This window comes from Burkholderia sp. BCC0405, from assembly GCF_902833075.1.
Taxonomy (GTDB): Bacteria; Pseudomonadota; Gammaproteobacteria; order Burkholderiales; family Burkholderiaceae; genus Burkholderia.
The window spans coordinates 114,191-132,516 of the sequence record NZ_CADFEO010000002.1 but is presented as its reverse complement, the minus strand read 5'-3'; the positions used below and the strand labels follow the sequence as shown (position 1 = coordinate 132,516).

General features: G+C 67.9%; 18 protein-coding genes and 1 pseudogene. 8 read left to right on the top strand and 11 right to left on the bottom strand.

From position 1 onward, the window contains the following. Positions 1-1,551 (bottom strand): murein biosynthesis integral membrane protein MurJ, encoded by a 1,551-nt coding sequence (murJ, locus tag HWX36_RS03690; RefSeq protein ID WP_175950928.1) that lies wholly within the window; start codon positions 1,549-1,551, stop codon positions 1-3. Positions 1,552-1,855: 304 nt separating this feature from the next. Here murJ and rpsT point away from each other — a divergent pair, with 304 nt between their 5' ends. Continuing rightward, a complete protein-coding gene (rpsT, locus tag HWX36_RS03685; RefSeq protein ID WP_006482211.1) occupies positions 1,856-2,128 on the top strand; it encodes a 30S ribosomal protein S20 in 273 nt (90 codons plus the stop codon). A gap of 156 nt (positions 2,129-2,284) precedes the next feature. On the opposite strand, the gene HWX36_RS03680 is transcribed toward rpsT, so the two are convergent. Next, positions 2,285-2,605 carry a DUF3579 domain-containing protein gene (locus HWX36_RS03680; RefSeq protein ID WP_021162567.1) on the bottom strand — a complete coding sequence of 107 codons (321 nt, stop codon included), beginning with the start codon at positions 2,603-2,605 and terminating at the stop codon, positions 2,285-2,287. A 413-nt stretch (positions 2,606-3,018) separates the two neighbouring features. Here HWX36_RS03680 and argF point away from each other — a divergent pair, with 413 nt between their 5' ends. Next, on the top strand, positions 3,019-3,948 hold the full coding sequence (gene argF, locus HWX36_RS03675; protein WP_175950927.1) for an ornithine carbamoyltransferase: 930 nt from the start codon (positions 3,019-3,021) through the stop codon (positions 3,946-3,948). A gap of 105 nt (positions 3,949-4,053) precedes the next feature. On the opposite strand, the pseudogene HWX36_RS03670 reads toward argF, so the two are convergent. Next, positions 4,054-4,656 (bottom strand): annotated as a pseudogene (locus tag HWX36_RS03670) (glutathione S-transferase family protein); the annotation flags it as partial. A 15-nt stretch (positions 4,657-4,671) separates the two neighbouring features. Beyond that, a complete protein-coding gene (gene murB / locus HWX36_RS03665) occupies positions 4,672-5,721 on the bottom strand; it encodes a UDP-N-acetylmuramate dehydrogenase (protein ID WP_175950926.1) in 1,050 nt (349 codons plus the stop codon). Between the two features lie 137 nt (positions 5,722-5,858). Between murB and HWX36_RS03660 the strand changes: the two genes are divergently transcribed. Continuing rightward, positions 5,859-6,344 carry a YajQ family cyclic di-GMP-binding protein gene (locus HWX36_RS03660; RefSeq protein ID WP_175950925.1) on the top strand — a complete coding sequence of 162 codons (486 nt, stop codon included), beginning with the start codon at positions 5,859-5,861 and terminating at the stop codon, positions 6,342-6,344. Between the two features lie 79 nt (positions 6,345-6,423). Here HWX36_RS03660 and plsY read toward each other — a convergent pair whose 3' ends face one another. Next, positions 6,424-7,062: a glycerol-3-phosphate 1-O-acyltransferase PlsY gene (gene plsY / locus HWX36_RS03655; protein ID WP_175950924.1), complete on the bottom strand. Its 639-nt coding sequence runs from the start codon at positions 7,060-7,062 to the stop codon at positions 6,424-6,426. Between the two features lie 108 nt (positions 7,063-7,170). Continuing rightward, positions 7,171-7,662: a Cys-tRNA(Pro) deacylase gene (ybaK, locus tag HWX36_RS03650; RefSeq protein ID WP_175950923.1), complete on the bottom strand. Its 492-nt coding sequence runs from the start codon at positions 7,660-7,662 to the stop codon at positions 7,171-7,173. Positions 7,663-7,913: 251 nt separating this feature from the next. Here ybaK and HWX36_RS03645 point away from each other — a divergent pair, with 251 nt between their 5' ends. Then, a complete protein-coding gene (locus HWX36_RS03645; protein ID WP_175950922.1) occupies positions 7,914-9,476 on the top strand; it encodes an AMP-binding protein in 1,563 nt (520 codons plus the stop codon). 48 nt (positions 9,477-9,524) lie between these two features. On the opposite strand, the gene xerD is transcribed toward HWX36_RS03645, so the two are convergent. The 3 genes from xerD to queG all read right to left on the bottom strand — a co-directional run bounded on the left by xerD (position 9,525) and on the right by queG (position 12,242). Then, entirely contained in the window at positions 9,525-10,475 is a 951-nt protein-coding gene (gene xerD / locus HWX36_RS03640; RefSeq protein WP_175950921.1) for a site-specific tyrosine recombinase XerD, read from the bottom strand. Further along, positions 10,475-10,942: a methylated-DNA--[protein]-cysteine S-methyltransferase gene (locus HWX36_RS03635; protein ID WP_175950920.1), complete on the bottom strand. Its 468-nt coding sequence runs from the start codon at positions 10,940-10,942 to the stop codon at positions 10,475-10,477. The genes xerD and HWX36_RS03635 overlap by 1 nt, the downstream gene beginning before the upstream one ends. Positions 10,943-11,006: 64 nt before the next feature. After that, entirely contained in the window at positions 11,007-12,242 is a 1,236-nt protein-coding gene (queG, locus tag HWX36_RS03630; protein ID WP_175950919.1) for a tRNA epoxyqueuosine(34) reductase QueG, read from the bottom strand. 17 nt (positions 12,243-12,259) lie between these two features. On the opposite strand from queG, the gene tsaE reads away from it, so the two are divergent. After that, a complete protein-coding gene (gene tsaE, locus HWX36_RS03625) occupies positions 12,260-12,814 on the top strand; it encodes a tRNA (adenosine(37)-N6)-threonylcarbamoyltransferase complex ATPase subunit type 1 TsaE (protein ID WP_174951540.1) in 555 nt (184 codons plus the stop codon). Continuing rightward, entirely contained in the window at positions 12,796-14,322 is a 1,527-nt protein-coding gene (locus HWX36_RS03620) for an N-acetylmuramoyl-L-alanine amidase (RefSeq protein ID WP_175950918.1), read from the top strand. Before tsaE ends, HWX36_RS03620 begins: the two co-directional genes overlap by 19 nt. A gap of 45 nt (positions 14,323-14,367) precedes the next feature. Here HWX36_RS03620 and HWX36_RS03615 read toward each other — a convergent pair whose 3' ends face one another. Continuing rightward, a complete protein-coding gene (locus HWX36_RS03615; RefSeq protein WP_175951172.1) occupies positions 14,368-15,246 on the bottom strand; it encodes an EamA family transporter in 879 nt (292 codons plus the stop codon). Between the two features lie 262 nt (positions 15,247-15,508). Here HWX36_RS03615 and HWX36_RS03610 point away from each other — a divergent pair, with 262 nt between their 5' ends. Both HWX36_RS03610 and trxA read left to right on the top strand, forming a co-directional pair. Further along, on the top strand, positions 15,509-16,390 hold the full coding sequence (locus HWX36_RS03610; RefSeq protein ID WP_175950917.1) for a pirin family protein: 882 nt from the start codon (positions 15,509-15,511) through the stop codon (positions 16,388-16,390). Between the two features lie 52 nt (positions 16,391-16,442). After that, a complete protein-coding gene (gene trxA, locus HWX36_RS03605; RefSeq protein ID WP_175950916.1) occupies positions 16,443-17,291 on the top strand; it encodes a thioredoxin in 849 nt (282 codons plus the stop codon). A gap of 115 nt (positions 17,292-17,406) precedes the next feature. Here the strand turns inward: trxA and HWX36_RS03600 are convergent, their stop codons facing one another. Beyond that, positions 17,407-18,264: a tRNA threonylcarbamoyladenosine dehydratase gene (locus HWX36_RS03600; RefSeq protein WP_175950915.1), complete on the bottom strand. Its 858-nt coding sequence runs from the start codon at positions 18,262-18,264 to the stop codon at positions 17,407-17,409. Between the last annotated feature and the right edge of the window lie 62 nt (positions 18,265-18,326).

The following is an 18,326-nucleotide window of genomic DNA, read 5'->3' as shown; positions in this document are numbered from 1 at the left end:
TCACTTGGCGCGCCTTCTGAAATAAGCGTATTTGAAGCCCATCACCCACAACATACCGAAATATAGTGCAGCGAACAGCACGAGGCACGCGGCCATCAATGCAATGCGATCGAGCGGCTGCGCACGCATCCCGGTCCAGTCGAAGCTGACCGACAGCCAGTGCATCAGGCCCGCGAGCACCAGCACCGCGCCGATCAGCTGCACGAAGAAGCGCAGCCAGCCCGGCGACGGCTGGTAGATGCCGCGCTTGCGCAGCCCGATGAACAGCAGCAGCGAGTTCAGGCACGCGCCGACGCCGATGCTCAGCGTCAGGCCCGCGTGGCCGATCAGCGGCACGAACACGTAGTTCGAGATCTGCGTGACGATCAGCACGCCGATCGCGATCTTCACGGGCGTCTTGATGTCCTGCTTCGCATAGAAGCCCGGCGCGAGGATCTTGATCAGGATGATGCCGACGAGGCCGATCCCGTAGGTCGCGAGCGCGCGCGCGACCATCGTGACGGTATGCGCGTCGAACTTGCCGTAGTTGAAGAGCGTCGCGGTGAGCGGCGTCGCGAAGAAGAACAGCGCGAGCGCACTCGGCGCCGCGAGCAGAAACGTGACGCGCAGGCCCCAGTCGAGCAGCGCCGAATACTCGTGCGAATCGGCATCGACGTGCGCCTTCGACAGGCTCGGCAGCAGGATCGTGCCGAGCGCGACGCCGAGCAGCGCCGTCGGGAATTCCATCAGGCGGTCGGCGTAGTTGATCCACGACACGGCGCCCTGCCCGAGCCGCGACGCGATGTTGGTGTTGATGATCAGCGACAGTTGCGCGACCGACACGGCGAACGTCGCGGGCACCATCTTCGCGAGCACGCGCTTCACGCCCGGGTGGCGCAGCGCGCGCAGCGGGTTGAGGCCGATCAGCGGCACCATGTCGATCTTCTTCAGGCCCGGCAGCTGCACGAGGAACTGCAGCACGCCGCCGACGATGACCGCCCACGCGAGCGCGAACACCGGCACCTTCAGGTGCGGCGCGACGAACACGGCCGCGGCGATGAACGCGACGTTGAGCAGCACCGGCGCGAACGCGGGCAGCGAGAAGCTCTTGTACGTGTTCAGCACGCCGGAGGCGAGCGTCGTCAGCGAGATGAACACGATGTACGGGAACATGATCCGCGTCATCGTGACCGCGAGCGGGAACGCCTGCCCGTCGGTGTGCAGGCCGGACGCGACCGCGAACACGACCCACGACGCGCCGACGATCCCGAAGACCGACAGCACGGCAAGCGCCCACGCCAGCACGGTCGACATCGCGTCGACGAGCGCTTTCGTCGCGTCGTGCCCCTGCTGGTTCTTGAACTCGGCGAGGATCGGCACGAACGCCTGCGAGAACGCGCCTTCGGCAGACAGGCGGCGCAGCAGGTTCGGGATACGGAAGGCGACGTAGAACGCGTCGGTGTATTGACTGGCGCCGAACGCACGGGCGATCAGCGTCTCGCGGGCCAGTCCGGTCACGCGCGACAGCAGCGTGAAGCCGCTGACCGTCAGCAGGGCTCGGAATAGATTCATGGGGCGCTTATTATACGGACGTTGCGTGGCCCGGCCAGCGGCCGATGCCGAAAAGCGTGCATGCCTTCGGCGTCCCGCTCGGCGCATGTCACGTTGAACTTGCCACTCGCTTGATTTTGTTGCTATAATCGCCGGTTTCTGGGCTCGTACATGCACGGCAACTGCCGTTTTCATGTCCCGGCCTCGGTTAAAATCACCGTTTTTTTATGCGCCCCTGGGCAATCGTTCTCAGGGGACGGATCGAAAAGCAGCGCTTGGCCGTCAGGCTCCAAGCTCTGGAAACAGGACAGGATAAGGAACCGTCATGGCTAACTCCGCACAAGCACGCAAGCGCGCCCGCCAGGCCGCGAAGGCAAACTCGCACAACTCGGCGCTGCGCTCGAAATTCCGTACCGCGATCAAGTCGGTTCGCAAGGCTGTTGAAGCCGGCGACCAGGCAAAGGCTGCCGAGCTGTTCAAGGCTGCCGTGAAGACGATCGACACGATCGCCGACAAGAAGATCGTTCACAAGAACAAGGCCGCTCGCAGCAAGAGCCGCCTCGCCGCAGCCGTCAAGGGTCTGCAGGCAGCAGCGTAAATCCGGTGCGCCCGCTCACGCGGGCGTTCCTGTTTCCTGCGATCGCAAAAAAGCCCGCCTAGGCGGGCTTTTTTGTTGCCTGTCGCCGGCGCGCATCCCGCGAGCCAGCGACATTTGCCAGGCCGGACGCGGCAAGCGCCCTCGCCCTGGCCGACATCACTTCTTGGCGTCGTAGTCGGGCAGTTCGCACGCCTCGGTGACAACAAGGTTGTTGTCCTTCGCGAAATTCAGCACGAAATCGAAAGCCATCGGCTCGACATCGCGCAGCCGGGAATCGAGGATCACGCATTTCAGGTCGCCGAGCATCGTCGGACGCACGTAGAGCGAATACTTGAGGCGCGCGTTCGGTCCGCTCGCCCCCGGCCCGAAGCAGGCCATCACACCGGCCAGACGTTCCGACCAGTCGCTCGGGCGAAACTTTTTCCCGTCTTTCGTGATGCCCTGGATGAAGAATTCGGTCGGAGGGGTTTCAGCCATGTGGTTACCCAAGTGACGGCCCGGCGATGCCCAGGCAACGGCGCCTGGATACGCGAACACAAAGCTGAAACGGACGGCGGCACAAGCATTCCGATATCCCGAAAACGGGACGTCGGTGCGCGCCGCCGGTGGACTGCACCGGATTTGTGCAGCGCACGGCTTGTGTCCGGCAGAGCGCGAGGAGGCTTGCCTGCCGGGCTGGAGAAAACTTTCGGATTATACCGCAGCGCGCCATCGCGCGTCGCCCCGACACCCCTCCTCCCGCTCCGCCTGCAGCACCTTGCGATCATGCCCCGCTTTTTTCCGCGGCTCGTCAAAGCACAGAAAATCCTTTATGCTGCTTTGAGTTATCCACACCCGACGGCGGCGCCGTCCGGCCTTGCTGCCGGGTGCAACCCGCCGTATTTCGCTTCATGACCGCCAAAACCATTCGTCACTACCTGCAGTTCAAGGATTTCTCGCTGGAAGACTACGAGTACGTGCTCGAACGCACGGGTATCCTGAAGCGCAAGTTCAAGAACTACGAGACCTATCACCCGCTGCACGACCGCACGCTCGCGATGATCTTCGAGAAGAGCTCGACGCGCACGCGCCTGTCGTTCGAAGCCGGGATCTTCCAGCTCGGCGGCCACGCCGTCTTCATGAGCACGCGCGACACGCAGCTCGGCCGCGGCGAACCGGTCGAGGATTCCGCGCAGGTCATCTCGCGAATGGTCGACATCATCATGATTCGTACGTTCGAGCAGGAAGTCATCAAGCGTTTCGCGGACAATTCCCGCGTGCCGGTGATCAACGGCCTGACGAACGAGTACCACCCGTGCCAGGTGCTCGCCGACATCTTCACGTACTACGAGCACCGCGGCCCGATCGCCGGCAAGACCGTTGCATGGGTCGGCGATGCGAACAACATGCTCTACACGTGGATCGAAGCCGCGCAGATCCTCGGCTTCAAGCTGCGCCTGTCCACGCCGCCCGGCTATGCGCTCGACATGAAGCTCGTGTCGCCCGACAGCTCGCCGTTCTACGAAGTGTTCGACGATCCGAACGAAGCGTGCAAGGGCGCCGACCTCGTCACCACCGACGTGTGGACGAGCATGGGCTTCGAGGCCGAGAACGAGGCCCGCAAGCAGGCGTTCGCCGACTGGTGCGTCGACGAGGAGATGATGGGTCACGCCAACCCGGACGCCCTCTTCATGCACTGCCTGCCCGCGCACCGCGGCGAGGAAGTGACGGCCGGCGTGATCGACGGCCCGCAGAGCGTCGTGTGGGACGAGGCGGAAAACCGCCTGCACGTGCAGAAGGCGCTGATGGAGTTCCTGCTGCTCGGCCGGCTGAAGCACTGACGCACTGACGCGCGCGGCCTCGTCGCAAGCGATAAGCGCCGGCACAGCCCGGCGCTTTTTATTTTCCTGCCCCCGCCGGCATGCGTGCTCATGCCGATGCCTCCATCAGCCCGGCGCCGGCTGCGTCGCGGCGAAGCTCGGCCGCTCGCGCATCACCGCCTGCGCACGCGTGACGTTCGGATATTTCCGCAGCAATTCCGCCCCTTCGGGGAACATGCCCACGTAAGCCAGGATCGGCGCCAGGAACAGATCGCCATCGACAACCCGCGGCCGACCAGGTAGTCGCGCCCGCCATACGCCGCGTCGATCACCTGCAGATGCTGGTCGATTTCAGGCAGTGCCGCGTCGATCACCGCGCGATCGGGGCTGGCCGTTCTCGCCTTTCGGGAACACGTATTGCAGCACGTAGCGGCGCACCATCGCGTCGTACGCGTGGCAGTTGATCAGGCTGATCCATTGCTCGCCGCGCGCATAGGCGGTGGCGCCCCACTGAGCCAGCAGGCTCGGGCCGTCGAACGCTTCGTCGATATAGCCGAGGATCGCACGCGTTCCGTAGAACTCGATCGGACCATCGCAGAATGCCAGGATGCGTCCGAACGGGTTGTGCGCGAGCACTTCCGGCGAATGAGGCGGCAACGGCTTCAACGTATACGCGAAGCCCTTTTCAACGAGCGCCATGCGCACGGTCCGGCAATAGCTGCTGCGCGGGCGTCGTGGCCCGGCTCACAGGCAAACCGGCTCCGGCTCCAGCTCGACACCGAATTTCGCGAACACGTCGGCCTGGATCGCCCGCGCCAGCGCGAGCACGTCGGCGCCCGTCGCGCCGCCGCGATTGACGAGCACGAGCGCCTGGCGATCGTGTACGGCCGCCGCGCCGAGCGCACGCCCCTTCCAGCCGCAGCGGTCGATCAACCAGCCCGCCGCGAGCTTCACCTGCCCGTCCGGCTGCGGATACGACACGACATCGGGCGCGCGCGCACGCAACGCATCGAACTGCGCGGCGTCGATCACCGGATTCTTGAAGAAACTGCCCGCATTGCCGAGCACGAGCGGATCGGGCAGCTTCGCGCGGCGGATCGCGACGACCGCGTCGAACACGTCGCGCGGCGTCGCCGCATCGGGCGCGATGCCGCGCGTGTCGAGCTCGCGCGTGACGTCCGCGTAGCCGAGCCGCGGCGTCCATTGCCGGGGCAGCCGGAACGTCACCGACACGATCGCGTACCGGCCGCGCCCTTCCCGCTTGAAGAAGCTGTCGCGATAGCCGAATGCGCAGCGCGCGGCGTCGAAACGCTCGCTGCGCCCCGTCGCCAGTTCGACCGCGACCAGCGAGTCGAAATATGCCTTCATCTCGAGGCCATATGCGCCGATGTTCTGGATCGGCGCGGCGCCGACCGTGCCCGGAATCAGCGCGAGGTTCTCGAGGCCCGCCATCCCGTGCTCGAGCGTCCATGCGACGAATGCGTGCCAGTTCTCGCCGCCGCCGGCCTCGACGTACCACGCGTCGTCGTCTTCGCGCACGACGTGGCGGCCCGCGATCTCGTCGAGCAACACGACGCCGTCGAAATCGCGCGTGAACACGACGTTGCTGCCGCCGCCGAGCACGAGCTGCGGCAGGTTCGCGACGCGCGGGTCGCGATGGAGCGCCTCGAACTGCGACGCATGCGTGATGCGCGCGGCGAAGCGCGCGGTCGCGGCGATGCCGAACGTGTTGTGCGCGGCGAGCGGAAGGTCGTAAAGCAGCGACAGGGTGGAATCGTCAGGAGGCATCGGCATTCGCGGTCACGTCCGCCCGGGCGGCGCATGGCCGGCCTTGGGCAAACGGAGGGGCATCGGTAAAATGGCAGACAGTCCGCAATTATAGCGAGTGCCCGTGCGCGAGCCGGGTGCCCGCATCTCAAGGGAGGAATGCCATGCCATCGTTCGACGTCGTTTCCGAAGCGAACATGATCGAAGTGAAGAACGCCATCGAGCAGTCGAACAAGGAAATTTCGACGCGCTTCGACTTCAAGGGCTCCGACGCGCGCGTCGAGCAGAAGGAGCGCGAGTTGACGCTGTTCGCCGATGACGATTTCAAGCTCGGCCAGGTCAAGGACGTGCTGATCGGCAAGCTGGCCAAGCGCAACGTCGACGTGCGCTTTCTCGACTACGGCAAGGTCGAGAAGATCGGCGGCGACAAGGTCAAGCAGATCGTCACCGTGAAGAAAGGCGTGAGCGGCGATCTCGCGAAGAAGATCGTGCGCCTCGTGAAGGACAGCAAGATCAAGGTGCAGGCGAGCATCCAGGGCGATGCGGTGCGCGTGGCCGGTACGAAGCGCGACGACCTGCAGAGCGTGATCGCGATGCTGCGCAAGGACGTGACCGACACACCGCTCGACTTCAACAACTTCCGCGACTGATCGCCGGACGATCCGCCACGTCATCCTGCCGGGCCCCGCACACGCGGCGCGCCCGGCATGCGGCAAGCGCCGTACTTCCTCAGGCTTTCCCGCCGCCCTGCGCGCCGCCGTCCGCGGCCGCCTTCTTCTTGTCGCCGATCCGGCTCTCCTGCCCCGCCAGCAGCTTCGAAATGTTGCCGCGGTGACGCCACACGAGCAGCACGCTCATTGCCAGCACGGCCCACGCGACCGGGTTGTGGCCCGTGCCGAACAGGAACACGTCGAACACCGGCGCGAACACGGCCGCCACCAGCGCCGCGAGCGACGAATAGCGGAAGAAGAACGCGACGATCAGCCAGGTCAGCGCGGTCGCGAGCCCGAGCACCGGGTGCACGGCGAGCAGCACGCCGGCCGCGGTCGCGACGCCCTTGCCGCCCTGGAAGCGGAAGAACACCGGATACAGGTGGCCGAGGAACACGGCGATCGCGACCCATGCGACCGCGACGTCGGGCAGCCCGAAGTGCCGGGCGAGCCAGACGGCGATCCAGCCCTTGAACGCGTCGCCGACGAGCGTGAGGATCGCGGCCTTCTTGTTGCCGCTGCGCAGCACGTTGGTCGCGCCGGGATTCTTCGACCCGTACGAACGCGGGTCGGCCAGGCCCATCGCGCCACTGACGACGACGGCGAACGACACCGATCCGATCAGGTAGGCAACGAGGGCGGCGAGCAGGATCTGCATGCGGAGGACTCTTCTTTCAACGTATCGGTAAAGGGACGGCTGCGCGCGGCACGCCGAAACGGCGCCCATTCTACCGAACGCGCGCGGCCTGCCACGAAGGTGAAACCCTCAGTCGACACTTGCGCACTGCACGGGCTGCGCGCCGAGCAGCGACGTGAGCACCGCCGGCGCGAGGCTGACGAGGTAGCCGCGGCGGCCGCCGTTCAGGTAGATCGTCGGCAATTCGAGGATCGTCGCCTCGACGTAGACGGGCATCGCCTTGCGCGTGCCGAACGGCGACGTGCCGCCGACGAGATAGCCCGAATGGCGGTTCGCGACCTCGGGCTTGCACGGCTCGATGCGCTTCGCGCCGATCTGCCGCGCGAGGTTCTTCGTCGACACGGTGCGGTCGCCGTGCATCAGCACGATCAGCGGCTTCGCGTGTTCATCTTCCATCACGAGCGTCTTCACGACGCTGTGCTCGTCGACGCCGAGCTGGCGCGCCGATTCGCCGGTGCCGCCGTGCTCGACGTAGTCGTACGGGTGCTCGCCGAACGCGACGCCGTGCCGGCGCAACAACTGGGTCGCGGGGGTTTCGGACACATGCCTGGATTTGCTCATGACGGCATTTTAATGGTGAACGACCGGCGGGCGCGCATGGGTGCGCCCGCGCCGGCGTTATACTCCCGGCCCGTTTTCCGCGGGGCGGCCCTCCGCCGGGCGGCCTGCCGCGCCGCCGCAACGATTCCGTCCATCATCATTGCGGACAGCGCGAAGCGCTATTGCCCGAATGGCCGATTGTGGCGCGTGCGCCATCGTGGCACGATCGTTCGCCTAACTCGTCGGCCGCCCGCCCCTTTTCTGGAGACGCCATGTCCTCGTTCCGCCGTTCCTCCGAGCCGCTCGACGTCGAGGCCCTGCTCGCCGCGCTGCCTCGCCGCATCGCCGACGTGCCCGCGCGCTGGGCGGCGCGGGCACCCGCGCACCCGGCGCTGATCGAGGACGCGCGCCGCCTGTCGTACGGCGATCTGGCGCAGGCCGTCGATGCGGCGGCTGCGCGGCTCGCCAACCTCGGCGTGCAAGGCGGCGACCGCGTGATGATCGTCGCCGAAAACTGCGTCGCGCAGATCGTGCTGCTGTTCGCGGTCGCGCGCCTCGACGCGTGGGCGCTCGTGTCGAACGCGCGATTGTCCGCCAGCGAGCTCGACGCGATCGCCGCGCACGCGCGTCCGAAGCTGATCGCGTTCACCACCGACGCATCGCCCGACGCGCGCACGCATGCCGAACGGCATGGCGCAACACCTGCCGGCACGCTGCCGGTCGACGTCGGTGCGTGGTCGTATCGCATCGACGCGAGCGCGCCGGGCGAACCGGTCGCGACCGACGGCGCGGCGCAATGCGCGGCGCTGATCTACACGACCGGCACGACCGGCACGCCGAAAGGCGTGATGCTGTCGCATCGCAACCTGCTGTTCATCGCGGCGACGTCGAGCATGCTGCGCCGCGTGTCGCCCGACGACGTCGTCTACACCGTGCTGCCCGTGTCGCACGTGTACGGGCTCGCGTCGGTCTGCCTCGGCAGCCTGTACGCGGGCGCGACGCTGCGGCTCGCGCCGCGCTTCTCGCCGGAAGCCGTGCGCGTCGCGCTCGCCGACGAAGGCGTCACGATCTTCCAGGGCGTACCCGCGATGCACGCGAAACTGCTCGAACACCTGCACACGCATGGCCACGCATGGCGAGCGCCACGCCTGCGCTTCGCGTATTCGGGCGGCTCGCCGCTCGACGCGAACTTGAAGGCGCGCGTCGAGCGCCTGTACGGCGTGCCGCTGCACAACGGCTACGGCATGACCGAAAGCAGCCCGACGATCACGCAGACGCCGCTCGACGCGCCGCGCACCGACAGCTCGGTCGGCGTGCCGATTCCCGGCGTGGAGATGCGGATCGTCGCGCCGGACGGCACCGACGTGCCGCCGGGTGAAGTCGGCGAGATCCGCGTGCGCGGGCCGAACGTGATGCTCGGTTACTACCGCAACGCGGACGCGACACACGCGGCCGTGTCGCCGGACGGCTGGCTGAGCACCGGCGATCTCGCGCGGCAGGAGGCGGACGGCGCGGTGACGATCGCGGGCCGCAGCAAGGAGCTGATCATCCGGTCGGGCTTCAACGTCTATCCGGTCGAAGTCGAGCAGGTGCTGAACGCGCATCCGGACGTCGTGCAGGCGGCCGTCATCGGCCGCGCGGTCGAAGGCAACGAGGAAGTGCTCGCGTTCGTCGAGCTGGTGCCCGCCGCGACGGCGGACGAAGCGGCGTTGCACGCATGGTGTGCGGAGCGGCTCGCGCCTTACAAACGCCCCGCGCACATCCGTGCGCTCGACGCGCTGCCTGCCGCGTCGACGGGCAAGGTACTGAAGCACAAACTGCGCGAGCTGGTCTGACCCGAACGGGCCGTTGCGCGTGACCCAGCCCGCGCCGCACCGGATGTGCTAGCCGCGCGGATGGTGTTGCGCGTGCAGCGTCTTCAAGCGCTCGCGCGCGACGTGCGTATAGATCTGCGTGGTCGAGATGTCGCTGTGACCGAGCAGCAGCTGCACCACGCGCAGGTCGGCGCCATGGTTCAGCAGGTGCGTCGCGAACGCATGCCGCAGCGTGTGCGGCGACAGATGCGCGCGCACGTCGGCCTGCTGCGCGTGACGCTTGATGATGTTCCAGAACTGCTGGCGCGTCATCCCGTCGCCGCGCGCGGTCACGAACAGCGCGTCGGCCGCGCGCGCACCGAGCAGCACCGGCCGCGCGTCGCGCAGGTAGCGCTCGATCCAGCCATGCGCGACTTCGCCGAACGGCACGAGCCGCTCCTTCGAGCCCTTGCCCATCACGCGCACGACGCCCTCGTTGAGCCCGACCTCGACGGTCTTCAGCATCACGAGCTCGCTCACGCGCAACCCGCTCGCATACATCAGCTCGAGCATCGTGCGATCGCGCAGGCCAAGCGGCGTGCCGATGTCGGGCGCGCCGAGCAGCGCCTCGACCTGCGCCTCCGACAACGTCGACGGAAACCGGACGGCCTGTTTCGCGGACATGATCCGCAGTGTCGGGTCGGCGCTCGCGCGATGCTCGCGCACGGCCCAGCCGTAATAGCGCCGAAACACGGACAGCCGCCGGTTCGACGACGTCGCCTTGCCGTCGCTGCGCGCGGCGATGTAGCCGGTCACCATCGCTTCGTCAGCCGAATCGAGCGACGCGTCGTGCGTCTCTGCCAGCCATTGGGAAAACAGCACGAGATCGCGCCGGTACGCGTCGAGCGTATTGCGTGCGAGCCCGTGCTCGAGCCACAGCGCATCGCAAAACACGTCGATCGACGCGCGGCTCGCCAGCAGCGCGGGAGACGCTTCGGCGGCATCGCCGTCGGCGTCGGGGGAAATCAGCGATTCATTCATCAGTACGGCACGCCTTCGTGCGCCAGCAGCCAGCGCTTCACTTTCTGGTAGTAGCCATTGTCGTCGTGGTTCGCGAAGCCGCCGAGGCCGCCTGCCGCGACGACGCGATGGCACGGAATCACGAGCGGGAAGTAGTTCGCGCCGCACGCCTGGCCGACCGCGCGCGGCGCGCTGCCGATCCGTTTCGCGACCTGGCCGTAGGTCAGCACCGTGCCGGGCGGGATATCGCTGATCACGTCCCACACACGGTGCTGGAACGCGCTGCCGACCTCGGCGAGCGGCAGGTCGAAGCGCGCCGACGCGCGCTCGAAATAACGTTCGATCTGCTTGACCGCGCGCTTCGCGAGCGGCGAATCCGGATCGACCGACTTCACCGACTCGGGCAGATAGACGATCTCGCGCAACACCGCGGCGTCCGTGCGGATGCCGACCTTGCCGAACGGCGCGTCGATGACTGCATTGAACATGGCCCTCTCCTGACCGATGGATACGCGCGGCACGGCCGCGCGCCGACGACACTTTACGCCGCCTTCACGCGGCACGCAGCGCCCATTCGACATGCTCGCGCACGACCGGCGACGGATCGTCGGCCCGTGCGCGCAACGCGGCGACGATCGCATCGCGCGCCTGCGGCGCGAGCCGGCCCGCGTCCGCGCGCAGCGCATTGCCGAGCCCGACCGCGAGATTGCGCAGCCAGCTTTCGTAGCCGATGCGCCGGATCGCACTGCCCTGCATCCGCGTATCGAACGTGTCCGCATCCCACGCAAACAGCTCGACGAGCGTCGCGCGGTCGAGGCCTTGCCGCACGTCGAAATCGGCGACGGGCGCGGCCTGCGCGAACTTGTTCCACGGGCACACGAGCTGGCAGTCGTCGCAGCCGTACACGCGATTGCCGATCATCGGCCGCAGCGGCTCGGGGATGCTGCCTTTCAGTTCGATCGTCAGGTACGAGATGCAGCGGCGCGCATCGACGCGGTACGGCTCGACGATCGCGCCGGTCGGGCAGGCGTCGATGCAGCGCGTGCAGCTGCCACAGTGCGCGCCGGGCGTCTCGGGCGCGGTGTCGGGGGACGTGTGCGCGTCGGTCGGCAGCGGAACGTCGACGTAGATCTCGCCGAGGAAGAACAGCGAGCCCGCATCGCGCTGCAGCAGCAGCGTATGCTTGCCGCGCCAGCCGACGCCCGCCTTCTGCGCGAGCTCGACCTCGAGCACGGGCGCCGAATCGGTGAACACGCGGTAGCCGAACGTGCCGATCTCCTGCTCGATGCGCTCGGCGAGCGTCTGCAGCCGGTTGCGCAGCACCTTGTGATAGTCGCGGCCGCGTGCGTAGATCGACACGACAGCCGCCTGCGGATCGTCGAGCCGGGCCCGTTCGCGTGCGCGCCAGTCGTGCGGCGCGAGCGCGCCCGGCTCGCCGCCGGGGTGGGCGGCGGCGAGCGTTTCGGCCGGCAGATAGGCGAGCCGGGCGGAAATCACGCGTCGCGTACCGGCCACAAGTTCGGCCGGACGCGCGCGTTTCATCCCATGTTTCGCCATATAATCCATTTCGCCGTGGTATCCGGCTTCCAGCCAGGCAGCGAGGCCTGCTTCGGCATCCGAGAGATCGGTATCGCTGATGCCGATCGCCCCGAAACCCAATTCGCGCCCCCACGCCCTGATGCGCGCGGCGAGCGCGGTCAACGCCGCATCGTCGAGTGCGCACGGTGCCGCGCCTTCGGCACGAGTCGAAGGCCTGTCGGATGCGGCGAGTTCCGGTAATCGGTTCATCGCACTATTTTACGAGAATGCCAGCCACGCCCAGCCAACCGCCTCACGACGCCATGCTGCCCGCCCTGCTCGCGGAGCGCGTGATCGCGCTCGCCGACGAAGCGGCGACCGAGGCCTTCGGCACCCGCTTCGCGCACGCGCTCGACGCGGCGCGCACCGAGCTCGCCCGTGCGCATGCGTTCGACGGGCTGCAGATCCAGCTGGTCGGCGATCTCGGCGCGGGCAAGACGTCCCTCGTACGCGCGATCCTGCGTGGCCTCGGCCACACGGGGCGCGTGCGCAGCCCGACCTACACGCTCGTCGAGCCGTATGCGCTCGAACGCGACGATGGGGAACTCGAGGTCTATCACTTCGATCTGTATCGTTTCAACGATCCGGCCGAATGGTCCGACGCAGGCTTTCGCGAATATTTCAATTCCAGCGCGATTTGCCTCGTCGAATGGCCGCAACAGGCAGGCACGCTGCTCGGCGTACCCGATCTGGTTTTCTCGCTCGACGTGGATGGCGACGGCCGCGCCCTCACCGTCCGGGCGTACAGCGCTTCAGGAAAGGCATGTCTCGAAAGATGTTGATCAAACCGTTCCGCTCGATCGAATCGGCGGCCACCGCGACGCACAACTGGCGCCGCCGCCAGATCCTGTGCGCGGGCGCGTCGACGCTGGTGCTCGGTCTCGTCGCACCGCGGCTCGCACACGCGTCGTCGGTGCTCGGCGTGCGCGTGTGGCCCGCACGCGATTACACGCGCGTCACGATCGAATCCGACCAGCCGCTGCAGAATAGCCAACAGCTGCTTCAGGGGCCCGACCGTCTCGTGGTCGACCTGACCGGCCTCGACCTCGACCAGGCGCTGCGCGACCTCGTGTCGAAGATCGCGCCGAACGATCCGCAGATCCAGTCGGTGCGCGTCGGCCAGTATCAGCCGCACGTCGTGCGGATGGTGTTCGACCTGAAAGGCTCGGTGAAGCCGCAGGTGTTCACGCTGCCGCCGGTCGGCACCTACAAGTACCGGCTCGTGTTCGACCTGTATCCGGCCGTCGCGCCCGATCCGCTGTCCGACCTGATCGCGCAGACGGAACGCAAGGAGCAGGCGCTCAACGACACCGCGCGCGCGCAGCAGATGCAGCCGCCGACCACGCTGGCCGGTCCGGGTACCCCGCCGCCCGCCGCGGGCGACAACAGCGACGCGTTCTTCCAGCGCTTCGCGCAGAACACGCCGGGCACGCCGCACACGCCGCCCGCCGCGGCCACGCCTTCGACGCCCGCGAAGCCGGCCGTCAAGCCGCCGCCCGTCATCGCGCGCCGCGACGACAGCGACGACGACGGCGACACCTACAAGTTCACCGCGCCGAAATCCGGCAAGGGCGGCACCGTCCGCCTGCTGACGGTTGCGATCGATCCGGGCCACGGCGGCGAGGATCCGGGCGCGATCGGCGGCGGCGGCACGTACGAGAAGCACATCGCGCTCGACATCGCGAAGAAGCTGCGCGCGAAGATCGACGGCGCACCGAACATGCGCGCGATGATGACGCGCGACGCCGACTTCTTCGTGCCGCTGAACGTGCGCGTGCAGAAGGCGCGCCGCGTCGGCGCCGATCTCTTCGTGTCGATCCACGCGGACGCGTTCACGACGCCGTCCGCGCGCGGCTCGTCGGTGTTCGCGCTGTCCGATCACGGCGCGACGAGCGCCGCGGCGCGCTGGATGGCAAACAAGGAAAACTCGTCCGACCTGATCGGCGGCATCAACATCAAGACGACGGACGCGGCCGTGAGCCGCGCGCTGTTCGACATGTCGACGACCGCGCAGATCCGCGATTCGCTGCGCTACGGCAACTACGTGCTGAAGGAAGTCGGCGGCATCAACAAGCTGCACAAGGGCTCGGTCGAGCAGGCCGGCTTCGCGGTGCTGAAGGCGCCCGACATTCCGTCGATCCTCGTCGAGACCGCGTTCATCAGCAACCCGGACGAAGAGCGCAAGCTCAACGACGACAGCTATCGCGACGAGATGGCCGATGCGATCTTCCGCGGCATCAAGCGTTATTTCGCCGCGAATCCGCCGCTCGCGAAGAACCGGATGGCCTGAGCGCCGCCCCTTCCCCGCCGCCGGCACGCAGTGCGTGCCGGCGCGTCACGATGCCGCGAAGCGGCGCATCAGTTTCCCGCCGAACACGTTCACCGCGAGCCCGCCCATCACGAGCGCCGCGCCGATCACCTGCGTGCGCGTCGGATGCTCGTCGAGCAGCAGCGCCGCCGACGCAAGGCCGACGATCGGCACCAGCAGCGAGAACTGCGCGACCTGCGCGGCCGGATAGCGCGACAGCAGGCGGCTCCACAGCCCGTAGCCGAGCAGCGTCGCGACGAACGCGAGATAGACGACCGCGAAGATCGACGCGCCGTTGAGCCCGGCGAGTGCGGTCGCGATCCGCTGCGGCCCTTCGAACCACAGCGACAACAGGAAGAACGGCACGGGCGGCACGAGGCTGGCCCACACGACGAGCGACACGAGGTTCGCACGGCCGACCTTCTTCGTGACGATATTGCCGAACGCCCACATCGCCGCCGAGCCGATCGTCAGCAGGAAGCCCGCGAGCGTCATCGCGCGGCCGCCCTGCGCCGCGATCACGACGAGCCCGCCGGCGGCGATCGCGAGGCCAAGCAGGTTCTGCATGCGCAGCCGCTCGCCGAGGAACAGCATCGCGAACACGAGCGTGAAGAACGCCTGCGACTGCAGCACGAGCGACGCGAGGCCGGCCGGCATGCCGACGTACATGCCCGTGAACAGGAACACGAACTGGCCGAGCTGGATCGTCGCGCCGTACAGCACCAGCAGGCGCCACGGAATCTGCGGCCGCCGCACGAAGAACACCGCGGGCACGGCCGCGAGCGTGAAGCGCAGCGCGCCGAGCAGCATCGGCGGCATCCCGTGCAGGCCAACCTTGATCACGACGAAGTTCACGCCCCACGCCAGAATCACGACCAGCGCAAGCAGCAAGTCCTTCGGGGCCATCATCGGCGTCTCCTCGATTGTCGAATGGTCGGGCAAGGTGCTCTCAGGCCCTGTCGCCTTGCGCCGGGCGCCCCGAGGCGGCCAGCGCCGAGCGGGACTTCCTCCGGGGCGAAAAACCGGGGCGGCCCGGTGTTTTGCCGAGAAGCCGGTCAGTCTACCGGGTTTCAGCCGCCGGTCCGATACCCGCTCGGCGTACATGGAATCGGCGGCGGACGGCCAGTACAATGACCGACATCCCCCGCCGCCGCCCACAGGATCCGCCATGACCGCTCCGATCAAAGCCCTGTTGAAGCCGCACGTGCGCGACATCGGCAACCTGCAGGTGCGCCGCACGCTGCCCGCACTCGCCGCACGCCTCGTCGGCCCGTTCATCTTCTTCGATCACATGGGGCCCGCCACGCTGCCGCCCGGCACGGGGCTCGACGTGCGCCCGCATCCGCATATCGGCCTCGCCACCGTCACCTATCTGTTCGACGGCGCGATCCTTCACCGCGACAGCCTCGGCTCGCGGCAGGAGATCGTGCCGGGCGACGTGAACTGGATGACGGCCGGCCGCGGGATCGTCCATTCGGAACGCACGCCCGACGCGCAGCGCGAAAACGGCCACACCGTCCACGGGATCCAGACCTGGGTCGCGCTGCCGCGCGCGCACGAGACGACCGAGCCGTCGTTCGAGCATCATGCGGCCGACACGCTGCCGAAGCGCATCGAGGACGGCGTGTCGCTGACGGTGATCGCCGGCGACGCGTTCGGGCTGCGCTCGCCGGTCACGACGTTCTCGCGCACGCTGTACGTCGCGGCCGAATTCGCGGCCGGCGGCCGTCTCGAACTCGACGCGTCGCACGAGGAGCGCGCGGTCTACGTGGTCGACGGCGAACTCGCGATCGACGGCACGCCGGTGCCGGCCGAACAGATGGCCGTGCTCGCGCCCGGCGCCGCGGTCACGCTGACGAGCGGCAGCGGCGCGCGTGCGATGCTGCTCGGCGGCGACAGGATCGACGGCGAGCGCTTCATCGAATGGAATTTCGTCGCCAGCAGCCGCGAGGCGATCGAGCGCGCGAAAGCGGCCTGGACGCGCCAGGAAATGGGCAAGGTGCCGGGCGAGACCGAATGGATTCCGCTGCCCGAGTCGAAACCGCGTTGAAAAAGGGGCGCGCCGCCCCCATCCTGACGACATTCGAACGGAAGAGAACGACATGGACACCACGCTTGCCACATTCGAGAAAGACGTCATCGAGGCGTCGCTGGACGCCCCCGTGCTGGTCGACTTCTGGGCGCCCTGGTGCGGCCCCTGCAAGACGCTCGGCCCGCTGCTGGAAAAGCTCGAAGGCGACTACGAAGGCCGCTGGAAGCTCGTGAAGGTCAACGTCGACGAGAACCAGGAACTCGCCGCGCACTTCCAGACGCGCAGCATCCCGCACGTGATCGCGTTCGCCGACGGGCGTCCCGTCGACCAGTTCGTCGGCGTGCTGCCCGAAGGCCAGCTGCGCGCATTCCTCGACCGGCTGCTGCCGGCGCCCGAGGAAGCCGAACGGCGTGCCGCACAGAACGCGATGGCCGAGGCGCGCCACGACGACGCGCTCACGCACCTCGAGGCGGCGCTCGCGCTGAACCCCGGCTTCGACGACGCGCGCCTCGATCTGATCGAACTGCTGCTCGCGAGCAACCAGGTCGACGCCGCGCGCGCCGAGACCGAGCGCCTGTCGCCGCAGACCGTGCAGAACGGCGACCCGCGCTACCAGGCGATCAAGACCCGTTTCGACGCACTCGACGCCACGGCCGACCTGCCGCCGACCGATGCGCTCGAAGCGCGCATCGCGGCGAACCCGGCCGATCTCGACGCGCGTTTCGATCTCGCGCAGAGCCTGATCGCGCGGCGCGCGTATGAAGGCGCGCTGGAGCAGTTGCTGGAAATCGTGACGCGCGACCGCACGTACGGCGACGATCTCGGCCGCCGCACGATGATCTCGGTGTTCGAGCTGGCCGGCGATCGCCCGGACCTCGTCGCCGGGTGGCGGCGCAGGCTGAGCATGGCGCTCAACTGAACGGATGCGTGACCGGCCGGGCCGCAACGGCCCGGCTGCAAAATCGCCCCGCAGGACATGCGACGGCGCGCGTCACGCGCCGCAGCATGCGTCGACGACCGCGATTCACCGCGGCTCAGCCGGCGGCCTGCGCCGCGATCGCACGCAGCGCATGCGCGGCGGCCGCGAAGCCGAAGCTCGCAGTCACGCATACGCTCGAACCGAATCCCGCACAGTTGAGCCCCGCGACGTGCGCGGCCGCGGACGGCTCGGCGCCGTCCTCGAGGTCGCAGGCGGCCGCTTCCGGATAGATCAGCGGCTCGTCCGAATACACGGCGCTGACCTTGAAACGCGCCTTCGGCCCGCGCGGAAAGCCGTGCTGCTTGCGCAACTGCGCACGCACCTTCGACAGCAGCGGATCCTGGATCGTCAGCGCGAGATCGTCGATCCGGATGCGCGTCGGGTCGAGCTGGCCGCCCGCGCCGCCGACCACGACGAGCGGCTGGCGCTTCGCGACGCACCAGGCGATCAGCGCGACCTTCGTGCGCACGCTGTCGATCGCGTCGATCACGTAGTCGAAACCGCCGCCGAGCAGCGCATCGAAGTTGTCCGGCTCGACGAAATCCTCGATCCGGTTCACGCGGCACGCGGGATCGATCAGCGCGATCCGCTCGGCCATCGCGTCGACCTTCGGCTTGCCGTAATTGCCGTCGAGCGCGTGGATCTGCCGGTTCGTATTGCTTTCGGCGACGTTGTCGAGATCGATCAGCGTCAGCGTGCCGACCGCGTTGCGCGCGAGCGCCTCGGCCACCCACGACCCGACGCCGCCGATCCCGATCACCGCGACGTGCGCGCGCTCGAACGCGGCCGCGGCCGGCGCCCCGTACAACCGCGCAACGCCGCCGAAGCGCCGCGCGCGATCCACGTCAAGCTGGATTTCCGGGGTCGGGGTAAGATCAAAGAAACTGGGCGGGGCAGCGTCGGCGGCGGACATGGCAGCAAGGAAAACGTAAGTCGTGCGGCCCTCTATTCTGCCTGAACTCCCTGCTCGCACGC

Bases quoted from the DNA above. Each gene is read 5' to 3' on its own strand.
- HWX36_RS03645 (WP_175950922.1), top strand. From the start codon at position 7,914: ATGTCCTCGTTCCGCCGTTCCTCCGAGCCGCTCGACGTCGAGGCCCTG.
- HWX36_RS03680 (WP_021162567.1), bottom strand. From the start codon at position 2,605: ATGGCTGAAACCCCTCCGACCGAATTCTTCATCCAGGGCATCACGAAA.
- queG (WP_175950919.1), bottom strand. From the start codon at position 12,242: ATGAACCGATTACCGGAACTCGCCGCATCCGACAGGCCTTCGACTCGT.
- HWX36_RS03600 (WP_175950915.1), bottom strand. From the start codon at position 18,264: ATGTCCGCCGCCGACGCTGCCCCGCCCAGTTTCTTTGATCTTACCCCG.
- xerD (WP_175950921.1), bottom strand. From the start codon at position 10,475: ATGAATGAATCGCTGATTTCCCCCGACGCCGACGGCGATGCCGCCGAA.
- murB (WP_175950926.1), bottom strand. From the start codon at position 5,721: ATGCCGATGCCTCCTGACGATTCCACCCTGTCGCTGCTTTACGACCTT.
- trxA (WP_175950916.1), top strand. From the start codon at position 16,443: ATGGACACCACGCTTGCCACATTCGAGAAAGACGTCATCGAGGCGTCG.
- argF (WP_175950927.1), top strand. From the start codon at position 3,019: ATGACCGCCAAAACCATTCGTCACTACCTGCAGTTCAAGGATTTCTCG.
- HWX36_RS03620 (WP_175950918.1), top strand. From the start codon at position 12,796: ATGTCTCGAAAGATGTTGATCAAACCGTTCCGCTCGATCGAATCGGCG.
- plsY (WP_175950924.1), bottom strand. From the start codon at position 7,062: ATGCAGATCCTGCTCGCCGCCCTCGTTGCCTACCTGATCGGATCGGTG.
- HWX36_RS03615 (WP_175951172.1), bottom strand. From the start codon at position 15,246: ATGGCCCCGAAGGACTTGCTGCTTGCGCTGGTCGTGATTCTGGCGTGG.
- HWX36_RS03635 (WP_175950920.1), bottom strand. From the start codon at position 10,942: ATGTTCAATGCAGTCATCGACGCGCCGTTCGGCAAGGTCGGCATCCGC.
- tsaE (WP_174951540.1), top strand. From the start codon at position 12,260: ATGCCAGCCACGCCCAGCCAACCGCCTCACGACGCCATGCTGCCCGCC.
- ybaK (WP_175950923.1), bottom strand. From the start codon at position 7,662: ATGAGCAAATCCAGGCATGTGTCCGAAACCCCCGCGACCCAGTTGTTG.
- rpsT (WP_006482211.1), top strand. From the start codon at position 1,856: ATGGCTAACTCCGCACAAGCACGCAAGCGCGCCCGCCAGGCCGCGAAG.
- murJ (WP_175950928.1), bottom strand. From the start codon at position 1,551: ATGAATCTATTCCGAGCCCTGCTGACGGTCAGCGGCTTCACGCTGCTG.
- HWX36_RS03610 (WP_175950917.1), top strand. From the start codon at position 15,509: ATGACCGCTCCGATCAAAGCCCTGTTGAAGCCGCACGTGCGCGACATC.
- HWX36_RS03660 (WP_175950925.1), top strand. From the start codon at position 5,859: ATGCCATCGTTCGACGTCGTTTCCGAAGCGAACATGATCGAAGTGAAG.